The 13299-nt window shown below is 70.4% G+C and carries 12 protein-coding genes, 1 pseudogene and 1 other annotated feature; of the genes and pseudogenes, 3 read left to right on the forward strand and 10 right to left on the reverse strand.

Translation table 11 applies throughout. The features are described 5' to 3' along the window. Window positions 1-176: 176 nt before the first annotated feature. A complete protein-coding gene (locus tag GBZ48_RS07090; RefSeq protein ID WP_174470371.1) occupies window positions 177-629 on the forward strand; it encodes a RidA family protein in 453 nt (150 codons plus the stop codon). Window positions 630-644: 15 nt separating this feature from the next. Here GBZ48_RS07090 and GBZ48_RS07095 read toward each other — a convergent pair whose 3' ends face one another. From GBZ48_RS07095 to GBZ48_RS07135, 9 genes are all read right to left on the reverse strand, one after another. Further along, window positions 645-1946, reverse strand: coding sequence for an amidase (locus tag GBZ48_RS07095; RefSeq protein ID WP_174470372.1), 1302 nt, complete (start codon window positions 1944-1946; stop codon window positions 645-647). Between the two features lie 113 nt (window positions 1947-2059). After that, entirely contained in the window at window positions 2060-2758 is a 699-nt protein-coding gene (locus tag GBZ48_RS07100) for an RraA family protein (protein WP_174470373.1), read from the reverse strand. A gap of 20 nt (window positions 2759-2778) precedes the next feature. Further along, window positions 2779-3579 (reverse strand): SDR family oxidoreductase, encoded by an 801-nt coding sequence (locus GBZ48_RS07105; protein ID WP_174470374.1) that lies wholly within the window; start codon window positions 3577-3579, stop codon window positions 2779-2781. A 44-nt stretch (window positions 3580-3623) separates the two neighbouring features. Next, complete coding sequence (locus tag GBZ48_RS07110; RefSeq protein WP_174470375.1) at window positions 3624-4481, reverse strand: aspartate dehydrogenase; 858 nt, start codon at window positions 4479-4481, stop codon at window positions 3624-3626. Window positions 4482-4537: 56 nt separating this feature from the next. Then, on the reverse strand, window positions 4538-5431 hold the full coding sequence (locus tag GBZ48_RS07115) for a polysaccharide deacetylase family protein (RefSeq protein ID WP_174470376.1): 894 nt from the start codon (window positions 5429-5431) through the stop codon (window positions 4538-4540). A 28-nt stretch (window positions 5432-5459) separates the two neighbouring features. Continuing rightward, on the reverse strand, window positions 5460-6422 hold the full coding sequence (locus GBZ48_RS07120) for a substrate-binding domain-containing protein (RefSeq protein ID WP_174470377.1): 963 nt from the start codon (window positions 6420-6422) through the stop codon (window positions 5460-5462). Beyond that, window positions 6419-7426: an ABC transporter permease gene (locus GBZ48_RS07125; RefSeq protein WP_174470378.1), complete on the reverse strand. Its 1008-nt coding sequence runs from the start codon at window positions 7424-7426 to the stop codon at window positions 6419-6421. Before GBZ48_RS07125 ends, GBZ48_RS07120 begins: the two co-directional genes overlap by 4 nt. Next, entirely contained in the window at window positions 7423-8427 is a 1005-nt protein-coding gene (locus GBZ48_RS07130; protein WP_174470379.1) for an ABC transporter permease, read from the reverse strand. The genes GBZ48_RS07125 and GBZ48_RS07130 overlap by 4 nt, the downstream gene beginning before the upstream one ends. After that, window positions 8424-9950: a sugar ABC transporter ATP-binding protein gene (locus tag GBZ48_RS07135; protein WP_174470380.1), complete on the reverse strand. Its 1527-nt coding sequence runs from the start codon at window positions 9948-9950 to the stop codon at window positions 8424-8426. Before GBZ48_RS07135 ends, GBZ48_RS07130 begins: the two co-directional genes overlap by 4 nt. Window positions 9951-10104: 154 nt before the next feature. On the opposite strand from GBZ48_RS07135, the gene GBZ48_RS07140 reads away from it, so the two are divergent. Continuing rightward, on the forward strand, window positions 10105-11118 hold the full coding sequence (locus GBZ48_RS07140; protein WP_174470381.1) for a LysR substrate-binding domain-containing protein: 1014 nt from the start codon (window positions 10105-10107) through the stop codon (window positions 11116-11118). A 142-nt stretch (window positions 11119-11260) separates the two neighbouring features. Here GBZ48_RS07140 and GBZ48_RS07145 read toward each other — a convergent pair. Further along, window positions 11261-12048 (reverse strand): annotated as a pseudogene (locus GBZ48_RS07145) (IS3 family transposase); the annotation flags it as partial. Next, window positions 11648-11764: a sequence feature (AL1L pseudoknot), on the reverse strand. It overlaps the preceding pseudogene by 117 nt. 221 nt (window positions 12049-12269) lie before the next feature. On the opposite strand from GBZ48_RS07145, the gene GBZ48_RS07150 reads away from it, so the two are divergent. Further along, window positions 12270-13214: an IS110 family RNA-guided transposase gene (locus GBZ48_RS07150; RefSeq protein ID WP_174470422.1), complete on the forward strand. Its 945-nt coding sequence runs from the start codon at window positions 12270-12272 to the stop codon at window positions 13212-13214. Window positions 13215-13299 lie beyond the last annotated feature (85 nt).

Below are 13299 nucleotides of genomic sequence, written 5' to 3' on the forward strand. Positions count from 1 at the left end.
CGTCGCGGGGCGTTACCAGGCTTGCGGGAGCGCACCATGCTGCGGCGGCCCGCCACTGGAATCGGGATGCATGAGTCCTTCTCATGCATGGAGGCCGGATAAATCGTTTGTCGGGAACTGACCGGATGCGGAGGTTTGGCCCACCGTTTTCAGCATCGACACTTGGAGGAATGGCCTTGGCAAAAGGAATTGAACGCTACGCACTGGATGAGTCCTCGCCCTACCGGACCCAATTTCTGGAATCGGTGCGGGTGCCGGTCGATGGTACCGAATTCCTGATGCTGAGCGGGCTGACGCCGCCGGTCATCGACAGCTCCGTTCCGAGCGACCGAGCCGAGGCCTATGGTGACACGGAGGTCCAGACCCGCAACATCCTGGCGGAGTTGAAGGCTACGCTGGAACGGCGCGGCTATGGCCTGAACGACGTGGTCAAGGTTCAGGCCTTCCTGGTCGGCGATGCGCGGATTGGCGGGCATGCCGATTTCCAGGGCTTTTCCCGCGCCTACGCGGAGGCTTTCGGCACCACCGAAACCCCGAACATTCCGGTGCGCACCCGCGTGCAGGTGGCCGGGCTGGTGGAGCCGGGCTGGCTGGTGGAAATCGAGGCGATGGCCGCCAAGGTGGGGTAACCGCCGTCGCGACGGTCAGGCGGGACGGCCCGATGCCCCGCCGAACCGGTCAGCGATGGCCAGGACCAGATCGTCCGCGCCCGGCCGCCCGACGATCTGGACCCCCACCGGCATCCCGTTGCGGTCGTGCCCGGCCGGCAGCGCCAGCGCCGGCAGGCCGAGCAGGCTGAAAGGGCGGTTGAAGCGCAGGAAGGCCAGGGTGGTGGCGCCGGCAATGGTCACGTCGTCGTCGTCGACACCGTCCAGACGCGGAGCCGGCCCCCCGATCACCGGACAGAGCAGGACGTCCGCCGCTGCGAAAGCGCCTTCGAGCACCGCCGCCCGATGGGCTTCGCGATCACGCAATGCCTGCTCGTAGGCGTCGCACCCCACCTCGGCCGCCGCGATAAGACGCCGCCGCACCGCCGCCGGATACTGGTCCGGGCGCTCGGCCAGCGCCGTCCGATGCAAGGCCGACGCCTCGAACGAAGTGATGGTCCCGGCGCAGGCGCTCAGCGCATCGAGCGACGGCAGGGCGACCTCGGCCGCCACCGCTCCGCCCTCGGTCATCCGGCGAAGGACGGACTGGATGACCGTGGCGACCTCCGGCTCCACCCCGGTCCGGAGCCATTGCGCCGGCAAGCCGACACGCAGAGGACCGGCACCCGGATCACGTCGCTCCAAGGGAACCGGATCGCGCAGCACCGCGAACACGGCGCGCAGCAGGGCGGGATCTCGGGCGATGATGCCGATGACGTCCTGCGATGGCGACAGCGGCGCGATGCCGGGATCGCCGACGACGCCGGCAGTCGGTTTGAAGCCGAAAACGCCGCACAGGGCGGCCGGGATGCGAACCGACCCGCCGGTGTCGGTGCCGAGCGCGAAGGGCACGATGCCGGCGGCGACCGCCGCCGCCGATCCGCTCGACGACCCGCCGACGGCGAACCGCGCATCCAGCGGGTTCAGCACCCGCCCGAAATAGGGATTCAGCCCGGTGGCGGCATAGCAATGCGGGTCGAGGTTCAGCGCCCCGATGGCGATGGCTCCCGCCGCCGCCAGACGGTCGAGCGCCACGCTGGTCCGCTCTCCACTCCAGCGGTAGCCATGCCCGACCCCCACCGTCGGCTGCCGCCCGGCGGTGACGAAAACGTCCTTGTGAGCGAAGGGCAGCCCCCAGAGAGCCGGCCGCGGACGGTCCGCCGAAACCGCCGGCAGCGCCCGCGCCTGCTCCTCCGCATCGGGGAACAGCTCGATGAAGGCGTTCAGCCGGCTGGCGCGCGCCGCGGCCAGGGCGGCCGCGACGGCCTCGGCAGGGTCGTGGGAAGACGCAGCGGTCATGCTGAGGCCCTTTCAACACTGGTGTCGCGGTGTGGAGGATGGCGGCGACTGCGGTGGCACTCCCGGAACGGCCCCATCTCCGGCAGGCGGAAACAGAGCCGTCCGGCGGGGTGTCAGACGTGGCCGTAGCGCTCCAGCGCCTGCGCCAGGGTCAAGCCGTTCGACAGCTCCTCGCGGATGCGGATCTCGGTCGCGGTCAGCGACTCGGACTCCGCCAGCACCTTCGGAACGATGGCCGCAGGAATGGCGAGCGCACCGTCCTCGTCGGCCAGGATGAAGTCGCCCGGCTCGATCCGCACGCGCTCCACCGTGGCCCCGCGCAGGAAGACCGGAACCTGCCACGCGTTGACCTTCCAGCGGCCGATCGACTGCACCGGCGTGCGATAGCGGGCGTAGACCGGGAAGCCGTGATGGCCGAGCCAGCGCACGTCGCGGATACCGCCGTCGACCAGCGCGCCGGTGCTGCCGCGCTCCTTCATGCCGATGGCGATCAGCTCGCCGAAATAGCAGATGCCGTCGCCATCGCCGCTCCACACCGAAACCTCACCGGGCGACAGCCCCTGGCATGCCGCCATCTTGTCGGCGTCGCCGCCCAGCGGATAGGGCGTCATCTGGCCGCGGATGGTGTAGGCCCAGCCGGCCAGCCGCCCGGCGGTGGCGGGATAGGGCATGAATTCCGCCGCCAGACCCTGGTCGGGCCAGCCCATCACGTCGAGCACGTCGGCGACGTTGGAGGTGTCGACGGCCAGGAAGCGGGTGCGGATGTCCTCGCGCTGCGCGGCGGTGAGGACCGTGTCGGTGCTGCTGCTCATGCTGGGGATCCTTCAGACTGTCAGATGCTGGGGATGTAGCCGCCGTCCACCCGCAGGGTGGAGCCGGTGACGTAGGCGGCGCGCTCGCTGGCCAGGAAGGCGACGGCGTCGGCGTACTCGCGGGGCTCGCCGTAGCGGGCCATCGGGATGGCGGCGGTGCTCTCGGCGACGATTTCGGCGACCGGCCGGTTCTCGCGAGCCGCCTTGCTCTCGTCGAGGAAGCGGATGCGGTCGGTGGCGATGCGGCCGGGCAGGACGACGTTGACGGTCACGCCGTCGGCCGCCACCTCGCGGGCCAGCGACTTGGACCAGCCGACCAGCGACAGGCGCAACGCGTTGGACAGCGCAAGGTTGGGGATCGGCGCCACGACGCCCGACGAGGCGCTGGTGACGATCCGGCCCCAGCGGCGCTTCCGCATGCCGGGCAGCACCCGGTCGGTGATGCGGATGACCGACAGCACCATCGCCTCGAACTGCGCCGACCAGATCCTCGGGTCGACGCCGCTGGCCGGCGACGGCGGCGGGCCGCCGGTGTTGTTGACCAGGATGTCGATTCCGCCGAACCGCTCCTCGGCCAGGGCGACGTTGCGGTCGATGGCGGCCGCGTCGCCCAGGTCCCAGACGATGGGGAGGCAGGGCACGGCGGATTCGGAGCCAACAGTTTCGGCGAGGATGGCGCTGGTGGCGGCGAGCGACGGCGCGTCGCGGTCGGCGATGACGAGGTTGGCGCCTTCGCGCGCCAGACCCAGGGCGATGGCGCGGCCGAGCCCGCCCCCGGCGCCCAGCACCAGCGCGGTGCGGCCGGAAAGTCCGAGATCCATGACGAATCCCCCTTCTGTTTTTCGTTTCTTGCTGAAAGCGGCGTTCAGGACCCGACGCGCAGCGGCGCGCGCAGCTTGCGCAGATAGGCCAGCACCGACAGGGCGGTGATGCGGCCGGTCTTCGGGTTGTCGGTCGGGATGTTCTCGATCGCCATGGTGAAGGTCGCCGAGTCCGCCTCGACCTCGATGCGGTGGGTGTTGCGCTCCAGCGCCGGGTCGGCCCAGATCTCCAGCGTCGTGCGGTCGGGGCCGATGCCGGCCAGCGACAGCGCCACCGCGACGTTCAGGTTGGCGGGGAAACCGACCGCCGCCTCGCGCGGGGTGCCGTGGAAGATGCGCAGCGGGCCGGTGATGTCCTCGATGGCGATGCCGTTCTCGACCAGATAGGGGGCGCCGACCAGACCGCGCACCGGCTTGCGGGTCACCATGCGCACGGCGCGGATCTCCCCCTCCGCCGCCGCCGTCACCGCGTCGAGGCCGAGCAGCGCCCCGGTCGGCACGACGATCTGCCCGCCATGGGCACGGGCGATGGTAATCAACCCCTCGTTGGCCAGCAGGGCGCCGGAGCTGAGCACGACCGCCGTTTTGCCGGCGCGGAGGAAGGGCTCGACAATGGCCGGAAGCAGGGCTGCGGGGGCGCATTCGACGACGAGGTCGGCGAGTGGCTCCAACTCGGCGATGTCCACCACCGGCACCGGGCGGGTCAGAGCGGACAGGCGGTCCGCCGCCGCCGCCTTGTCGCGAGCCGAGACGGCGGTCAGGACGCAGCCGTCGAGCCCCTCGTCGAGCGCCTCGACGATCTTCAGGCCGACGGCGCCGAGGCCGGCGACGGCGACCCGCAGCGGGGGCAGAGCGCGGGCGTGCGCCGGGGTTTGGGACAGCCCAAGGGGCGTCTCAGTCATGATGGAACCTTTCGGATAGGAGCCGGCCCTAACGGAGGGCCGGCGTCAGGAACGGGTCAGGGACCGGTATAGGCCGGCGGTGGCATCAGACCGGCGAAGTGGTCGGCGATCTGGCCGGCGGTGGCGAACCAGACCTCGTCGCGATGGGCGTCGAGATGCTCCAGCACCCGGCGGAACTGCTTGATGCGGAAGGGCTGGCCGACAATGAAGCTGTGGATGGTGATGCCGTAGGCGAGCGGCTGGTCCTTCGACTGGCACAGCATCTCGTCGAAATTGTCGATGGCCATGTCGGCGAAGGCCGGCGCCGTGCCGTCATGCAGGACGACCATCGGCACGTCGTTCACCTCATGCGGATAGGGCACGCTCAGCAGCGGCCCGCCGGTGGTCCGCATCCACACCGGCTGGTCGTCCATCGGCCAGTCCAGCGTGTAGCGGTAGCCGGCCTCGGCCAGCAGATCCTCGGTGTTGGCGCTGGGGTGGGCGCCGGGGCTCATCCAGCCGGCGGGGGGCTTGCCCTCGTGGCGGCGGATGGCCTCGGTCGCCTCGGCGATCAGGCGGCGCTCCTCCTCCAGGCCCATGCCGTTCTGGTGTTCGCCGTTGGTGCGGCCATGGGCGACGATCTCGTCGCCGCGCTGCCGCAGCGCCGCGACCAGTTCCGGGCAATGCTCGTAGCATTCGGTGTTGAGCAGCACTGTCAGCGGCAGGCGGTGGGCGTCGAACAGGTCGATCAGCCGCCAGCCGCCGACCCGGTTGCCGTATTCCCGCCACGCCCAATTGTAGCTGTTGGGATGGCTCAGCCCCGGCGAATAGGGCAGCCCCAGGCCGCTGCCATAGGGGAAATGCTCGACGCAGAGCGCCACATAGACGGCCAGCCGCTTGCCGCCCGGCCAGGAGAAGTCGGGACGGTCGGTGATGGCGGAATAGGGAAAGCGGTTGTGGGAGGGAAGCATCGCTTGTCCTGCCTTCGGTTCGATATGGTCAGGGCCGGTAGTCGGCCGGGGCGACGACCGAGCTTAGATCGACCTCGCCCAGCGTGTCAGAGGTGACGAGCAGCGCCGGCAGCACGACCTTGGCCTCGACCGGCTTCTTCGCGGCGGCGGCCAGCGCCTGGGTAAAGGCGGCGCGGCCCTGCGCCACCACCTGCTGGATGGAGGTGCAGGCCAGCTCGCGGTCCTTCAGCAGCTGCTGCGCCGTCGGGCTGAAGTTGGAGGCGGAGACCCGCACCGCCGGCATGCGGCCGGCCGCCTTCATCGCGGCGACCACGCCGGCCGCCATGTCGTCGGTGGCGGCATAGACGCCCTTCAGGTCGGGGAAGCGCTGGGTCCAGTCCTCCGCCGTGGTGAGGGCGGCGTTGCGGTTGTCGGCCAGCCGGGATTCGGCGACGACCGTCACCCCCGGCGCCTCCTTCGCCAGCGTCTCGCGGAAGCCCTTGGCCCGCAGGTCGGACCAGGCCTGCCCGGTCGGCCCGGCCATCATCGCCACCTCGCCCTTGCCGCCGATGGCCTGGGCCAGGCAGCGTGCCTGAAGGCGGCCCATGTCGTAATGGTCGGCGCTGACCGTCGCGCTGAGCCGGTCGCTGTTGGGCGGCGAGGAGATGCCGACCACCGGGATGCCGCGGCCGACCGCCTGCTCCACCACCGCCCGGACCGCGTCGCCGTTGGTGGCGCCGACGATGATGGCGGCGACGCCGCGCTGGGCCAGATCCTGGATCTGGGCGATCTGCTGGCTGCTGTTGGCGTCGCCGCCGGCGTTGAGCTTGACCAGCGTGACGCCGGCAGCCTTGGCCTCCTGCTCCGCCCCGTAGACGGCGGAGATCCAGAAGGACGAGGCGAGGTTGGGGATGGCGAAGCCGATGGCCTTGTCCTGCGCCAGGGCCGGCGCGGTGGAGAGCAGCAGCAGGGCGGCGAGGCTTCCGGCGAAGCGGATCGGTGAGCGGGTCATGTCCGTGTCCTTGATTGGGAGTGGAAGGACGGCAGAGAGCGCAGAAGCGTTTCGAGAAGGCCGGAGGCGATGATGACCACCCCAACGGCGATCTGAGCGACGAAGGGCGAGACGCCCTGGAGGTTGAGGCCGGTCAGCAGCACCTGGATGAAGGCGGCCCCGATCACGACGGCGGCCACGCTGGCGATGCCGCCGCTGAGCGCGGTCCCGCCGATGACCGCGGCGGCGATGGCCTGAAGCTCCATCCCCGCCCCCTCGGTCGGCAGGCCGGAGCCGGCGCGGACCGTCATCAGCACCCCGGCGAGGCCGGCGAACAGACCGCACAGGCCATAGGCCCAGAGCTGGACGCGCCGGGTGTCGACGCCCACCAGCGCCACCGCCTCGGGGTTAGACCCGGCCATCAGGATGCGCCGGCCGGCGAGGCTGCGGCCGACCAGCAGGGCGGCTCCGACCGCCAGGACCAGCGCCGCCCAGCTGGCGGCGGGCAGGACCGGCATCGGCTCGAAACCGAGGCGGGTCACCGCGCCGGCCGCGTCGAGCGGCACCACCTGCCCGTCGCCGGTGATCAGCAGCGACAGGCCGCGCACCGCGATCAGGCTGCCCAGAGTGGCGACCACCGGCTGGAGGCCGAGCGTGCCGACCAGCGCACCGTTGACCAGCCCGCAGATCAGCCCGGCCAGCGCCCCGGCGGCCAGTCCGGGCAGTCCCCAGCCATTGCAGGCCATCGCCGCGCAGACGCTGGACAGGGCGGCGACGGCACCGACCGAGATGTCGAAGCCCCGGGTCGCCAGCACGAACATCTGTCCGATGGCGAGCAGGGCGAGAACCCAGACCTGCGCCCCGATGTTGGCGGCGTTGCCCAGGCTGAGGAAGCGCGGCGTGGTGGCCGCGAACACCGCCACCGCCAGGATCAGGCAGAGCGGCGCGACCCGGAAGGGGATGGGAAGCGTGGAGCCGGCGGCGCGCAGGCCATCGGCGGAGCGGCGCAGGAGACGGGCGCTCATGACCGGTCCTCCTCTGGCTGGCGGGCGGGCCGGACCGGCAGCAGCAGGAGCAGCCGGGGCGCCTGCTGGAGCATCACCGCGCCGAGGATCACGGCGGCGATCATCAACTGCTGATAGGCGACGGGCAGGTTCAGCAGCACCACCGCGTTGTTCAGCATGGCGATGACCAGCACGCCGCACAGAGTCTGCACCGCCCTGCCCTGCCCGCCTGCCAGCGGGATGCCGCCGACGGCGCAGGCCGCAATGGTCTCGAAGGGCAGGTTGGGCGCTAGGCCGGGCTGGCCGGAGGCGACCCGGCTGGTCAGGATGACGGCGGCAAGCGCGCAGAAGGCGCCGGCCAGCAGATAGCCCGCCAGCACCGACCGCCACACCGTGATGCCGGACAGCCGCGCCGCCGTGCCGTTGGCACCGACGAGGTACCAGAGCCGGCCGGCGCGGGTGTGGGCGAGCAGCAGGTGCAGCAGGGCAAAGCTTGCCGCCGCCGCCAGGATCGGCACCGGGATGCCGGCGATCCGGCCGCGCGCCGGCCAGGAGAAGGCGTCGCTCGGCGGTGCGTCGATCGGCAGGCCGCCGGCCAGAACCGCCGCCCCGCCGCCGGCCACCATCAGCATGCCGAGCGTGACGAGGAATGGCGGCAGGGAAAAGCGCGCGACCAGCGTGCCGTTGACAAGACCGACCAGCAGCACCGACGCCGCGCCGGCAGCGAAGCCGCCCGTCACCCCGGCGGACGGCAGGGCCAGCACCGTTACAACGCTGGCCAGCGCCGCCGACGCCCCGAAGGAGAACTCGATCCCGCCGAGGATCAGCACGATGGTCTGGCCGCAGGCGGCGATGCCGAGGATGGAACCGACCCGCAGCAGATTCTCCAGATTGCCGACGCTGGCGAAGCGCGGCACCGCCAAGGCAAAGACACAGAACAGCAGCAGGACGACCCAGACGGCGGCGGGCGGGTTGAAACGGCCGGAGAAGCGGCGCGGCCGGGCGCCGGTCAGGGCCATCATGCCGCCCTCCGTCCGGCCAGCCGGTCCATCAGGGCGGCGCGGCCGGTGCCGCGCGGCAGCTCGCCATCGAGGCTGCCATGCCGCACGACCAGGATGCGGTGCGACAGAGCCATGACCTCGTCGAGGTCGCTGGAGGCGACGACGACGGCGACGCCCCGGCCGGCGGCCTCGACCAGCGCGTCGTGGATGGTTTCCCGGGCGGCGATATCGACGCCGCGCGTCGGCTCCAGCACCACCAGAACCTGCAGGTCCGGCACTGCCAGATTGCGCGACAGCAGCAGCTTCTGCTGGTTGCCACCGCTGAATCCGGCGGCCGGACGCTCCGGCTGGAACGGGTGCAGGTCCAGCCGGCGCAGCCAGGGCATCAGCGCTGCCGCCTCGCCGCCTGGCCGCAGCAGCCCGCCGCGCGAGAACAGCGCGACGGTCGAGGAAGACGCGTTCTGGAGCGCCGCCAGCGGACCGAACAGCCCCTCGGCATGGCGGTCTGCGGGAACGTAGCCGACCCCGGCGGCGACAGCCCGCACGCGGTCGCCCGGCGGCAGCGCCTCCCCCCGCACCGCGAGCGTGCCGGCGGCGACCGGCCGGGCTCCTGCCAGCGCCGCCGCCAGCTCCAGGGCGCCGGAGCCGACCAGCCCGGCCAGCCCGACGATCTCGCCGGCCCGCACGGTGATGTCGGCCGGAGCGTCCGTCGGCCCCAGCCGCAGCCCGGTAGCGGTCAACACCGGGGCCCCCGGCTGCGGCAACGCGCGGTCGCCGGTCTCCACCGTATCGCCCAGCATGGCGCGGACCAGCTCGGCGCGGCTCAGCGAGGCCAGCGGCTCGGCGTCGATCACCGCGACGCCGTCGCGCAGGACGGTGACGTCGTCGGCCAGTGCCTCGATCTCGTCGAACTTGTGGCTGATGAAAAGGATGGCGGTGCCCTCCGCGCACAGGCGGCGGACCACGCCGAACAGCCGGTCGGTCTCGTCATGGGTCAGGGCGGCGGTCGGCTCGTCCAGCACCAGCAGGGTGCAGCGCTGCCCCAGCCCGCGGGCGATCTCCACCAGCTGGCGCTCGCCGACCGACAGCCGCTCGACCGGCAGGTCGAGGTCGCAGCCGAGGCCGACCGCGTCCAGCCAGGCCCGCGCCGTGGCGCGCGGCACCAGGGCCGGCCGGGCGCGCAGACCCGTGGCGCCTGCGATGGCAAAGGCCGACAGGTTCTCCAGCACCGACAGATGGGGGAACAGGCTGAGATGCTGGTAGATCGGGATCACCCCGGCGGCAATCGCTCGGCCCACCCCGGCGAAGCGGGTCGGAACACCGTTCAGCGCGATCCGCCCACGGTCGGGTTGGATCGCGCCGACGACGATCTTCACCAGCGTGCTCTTGCCGGCACCGTTCTCGCCAAGAAGCGCATGGACCTTTCCCGGCCGCAGCCGCAACGAAGCGTTGCGGAGTGCGCAGGTCGCCCCGTAATTCTTGGCAATGCCGCTGACTTCGAGCGTCCAAATCTTAGCGGGATCGCCCCTTGTCTGTCGTGTCATGGCTGTTCGTGTCACGGTAACCCTCGCGCTTACCCTGTTTCTTTTGAACTCTGACGGTTCAGTGACAGGAAGCGTGCCGGAGGACACCGGACCTCACAAACGACTTGTTCGGCCCCTATGCATGACCTAGGCTCATCCATAGGAGGCCATGCCGATGCCGAAACGACCGCTGCCGCCGCTCAACACCCTGCGCGGGTTCGACGCCGCCGCGCGGCACCTCTCCTTCACGCTGGCGGCCGACGAGCTTCACCTGACCCAGGGCGCGATCAGCCGGCAGGTGCGCGACCTCGAACTGGCGCTGGACTGCCAGCTGTTCCGCCGCATGACCCGGCGCATCGAACTGACGCCGGAGGGGGAGGATTTCGCCCGCACCGTCCGCGATAGCTTGAGCGAGCTGGAGCGTGCAGCGCAGCGGATCGGCCGGTCGCGGACGATGCGCACGCTGACCATCTCGATCCTGCCGACCATCGCGTCGCTGTGGCTGATGCCGCGCCTGCATCTGTTCACCCAGGCCAACCCCGGCGTCGAGGTGCGGATCATCTCGTCGATCGAGCCGTCGAACCTGCTGGCGCACGAGGCCGACATCGCGATCCGGGTCGGCCGCATTCCGGGCCGCCGCTACGAGCGCGGACAGCCGCGCATCGACCTGGACATGGTGACGAGTTGGGACGGCGTGCAGGCCGACGAGCTGTTCCCCGACATCCTCCGCCCGGCCTGCGCGCCGGAGCTTGCGGGCGAGGCGGTGCTGGAGGACGGCCGGCCGGTGGTGCGCCTGCCGCTGATCCACACCTCCAGCCGCCGGCACGCCTGGCCGGACTGGCTGAGGGCGACCGGTGGACAAGCCGTGGCCGGAACCGGCGGCGAGCTGGAATTCGGCCATTTCTTCATGTCGCTGGACGCCGCCCGCCAGGGCCGCGGGATCGCCATCGTGCCCGACATCCTGCTGGCGCAGTACGACCGTCGCGCCGAACTGGCGATGCCACTGCCATCCGAGGTGCGCAGCGCCGGCGAATATTACCTGCTGATCCACGAAAGCCGGCTGGACGATCCCCGGACACAGGCTTTCCGCGGCTGGATCCTCGCGGAAGCCCGCAAGGCGCGCGATGGGCTGACGTCCCCGGTCGATCCGAGCGTCAGCACTATTCCTTCCCAGCTTTCCCATCTTTAGCGCTGCAACCATACGTCCTGACGGATCGATCTACGACTTCAATGCCATCCGTTGGGACGGGCACCCTTTCTTGGGCGGCTGGCGCACGAGGATCGAGGCACGAAAGAGCCCTAACAGCATGGTGCATTTCCGCAAGCCGAACGATGACGAAGGCCACGTAGACGAAGCCCTGCCACGTGGCCACGTACGTGAAATCGGCCACCCACAAGGCATTCGGGCGGGGCGCCTGGAACTGGCGGTTCACCCGGTCGAGCGGACAGGGAGCCGCCTGGTCGCTGCTCGTCGTCCGCACTGCCTTGCCCCGCGTGACGCCCCACAGCCCCATGCGCCGCATCAGGCGAGCCACTGTGCAGCGTGCCACGTCGAGGCCCTCCCGCCGCAACTGCCGCCAGACCTTCCGTACCCCGTAGACCTGGAAGTTTTCCTCCCAGACCCGTCGGATAACCACACTCAGCTCGGCGTCGCTTCGCGAGCGGGCCGGCGCCTTGGCCGGATCGGCCGTCCGGGCGGCATGGGCGTAGTAGGTCGACGGGGCGATCGGCAGCACTCGGCAGATCGGCTCGCCCCCGTGGACGGCGCAGTGCGCGTCGATGAAGGCGATCATTTCCGAAACGGGCGGTCGAGCTCCGCCTGGGCGAAATACGCCGACGCCTTGCGTAGGATCTCGTTCGCCTGGCGCAGTTCCCGGACCTCGCGCTCCAGCGCCTTGATCCGCTCCTGCTCGTCCGTCGTTGGGCCGGGTCGTTTGCCCTGGTCACGCTCGGCCTGGCGGACCCAGTTCCGCAACGTCTCCGCCGTGCAGCCGATCTTCGCCGCAATCGAACTAATCGCCGCCCACTGCGACGCGTGCTCCTCGGCGTGATCGAACACCATCCGCACCACGCGCTCGCGCACTTCAGGGGCGTATTTGGGGGATGCCTGTTTCGTCATGATGACCCCATCCTCTTGTATCTCTCCCTTGCCCGCTGACACGACACCGGCGAGGCTGGCGGCGGACGGGAGCCCGCCCATCTCTCGGGTGATCGAGCCCGTTCTTGATCTCTCGGGTGATCGAGCCCGTTCTTGAGCACGGTGCCCCGTCCGCCGGTTCCATCCGGAACCCGAACAGTCGCTCGGGCCGCAAGGTGAGCCCGCATTCGCAAGGACGGGTCATCGAACAGCCTTCTTCGCCAAGCTTCGTCGGCATTGACGTCTCGAAGGACCGTCTCGACGTACACATTCTGCCCGCAGGGCAGGCCTTCGCCGTTGCGCGCAACGGCGAAGGCCTGGATCACCTCGTCACCGAGTTGCGCACGCGTGCCCCCACCCTGATCGTGCTTGAAGCGACGGGCGGCTTCGAAGTGACCGTCGCCGCCGTCCTGGCGGGCGCTGGTCTGCCCCTGGCCGTCGTTAATCCGCGTCAGATCCGCGATTTCGCCCGCGCCACTGGGCGGCTCGCCAAAACCGACGCGCTCGATGCCCAGATCATCGCCCTGTTCGCCGAACGCATCCGCCCCGAACCGCGCCCGATCGCCGACGCCGAGAGCCAGGTGCTGGCCGAGTTGGTGGCGCGGCGTCGGCAAGTGGTCGAGATGATCGGCATGGAAGCCAACCGCCTGCGTCAGGCCCGCAGCCCACGGGTCCGCCGCACCATCGAGGCCACCCGGAAAACCTTGGAGGCTCAACTGGTCGAGTTGGACAAGGACATCGACGACAGCGTGCGTGGCTCCCCCGTCTGGCGAGCTGCCGACGACCTGCTGACCTCAGTCCCCGGCTTCGGCGGCATCACCGCGCGCACGTTGATCGCTGATCTACCCGAACTCGGCCGCCTTGACCGCCGGCGTATCGCCGCCTTGGTCGGCGTCGCGCCCGTCAACCGCGATTCCGGCCAGATGCGTGGCCATAGAGCCATCGCCGGTGGCCGCACCGCTGTGCGCAACGCCCTCTACATGGCTGCGCTCTCGGCGGTCCGCTGGAACCCCGTCATCAAGGCCCATTACACCAGGATCGTGGCAACAGGGCGTCCCAAGAAGGTCGCCCTCGTCGCTTGCATGCGCCATCTCCTCACCATCCTGAACGCCATCATCAAGACAGCCTCGCCATGGAAAACCGCTTGACCTGCAACACAGTCGCTCAAGAAACGGGGCCTCCGGGAAACCCGGCGCGGTTCAGCATCTGAGCAGGATAATGCCGCGACGGGCG

The sequence above is a fragment of the Azospirillum melinis genome (assembly GCF_013340935.1).
In the GTDB taxonomy this organism is placed as follows: domain Bacteria; phylum Pseudomonadota; class Alphaproteobacteria; order Azospirillales; family Azospirillaceae; genus Azospirillum; species Azospirillum melinis.

Coding starts and splice junctions, on each gene's coding strand:
- GBZ48_RS07095 (WP_174470372.1), bottom strand. CDS start 1,946: ATGACCGCTGCGTCTTCCCACGACCCTGCCGAGGCCGTCGCGGCCGCC.
- GBZ48_RS07100 (WP_174470373.1), bottom strand. CDS start 2,758: ATGAGCAGCAGCACCGACACGGTCCTCACCGCCGCGCAGCGCGAGGAC.
- GBZ48_RS07105 (WP_174470374.1), bottom strand. CDS start 3,579: ATGGATCTCGGACTTTCCGGCCGCACCGCGCTGGTGCTGGGCGCCGGG.
- GBZ48_RS07110 (WP_174470375.1), bottom strand. CDS start 4,481: ATGACTGAGACGCCCCTTGGGCTGTCCCAAACCCCGGCGCACGCCCGC.
- GBZ48_RS07115 (WP_174470376.1), bottom strand. CDS start 5,431: ATGCTTCCCTCCCACAACCGCTTTCCCTATTCCGCCATCACCGACCGT.
- GBZ48_RS07120 (WP_174470377.1), bottom strand. CDS start 6,422: ATGACCCGCTCACCGATCCGCTTCGCCGGAAGCCTCGCCGCCCTGCTG.
- GBZ48_RS07125 (WP_174470378.1), bottom strand. CDS start 7,426: ATGAGCGCCCGTCTCCTGCGCCGCTCCGCCGATGGCCTGCGCGCCGCC.
- GBZ48_RS07130 (WP_174470379.1), bottom strand. CDS start 8,427: ATGATGGCCCTGACCGGCGCCCGGCCGCGCCGCTTCTCCGGCCGTTTC.
- GBZ48_RS07135 (WP_174470380.1), bottom strand. CDS start 9,950: ATGACACGACAGACAAGGGGCGATCCCGCTAAGATTTGGACGCTCGAA.
- GBZ48_RS07140 (WP_174470381.1), top strand. CDS start 10,105: ATGCCGAAACGACCGCTGCCGCCGCTCAACACCCTGCGCGGGTTCGAC.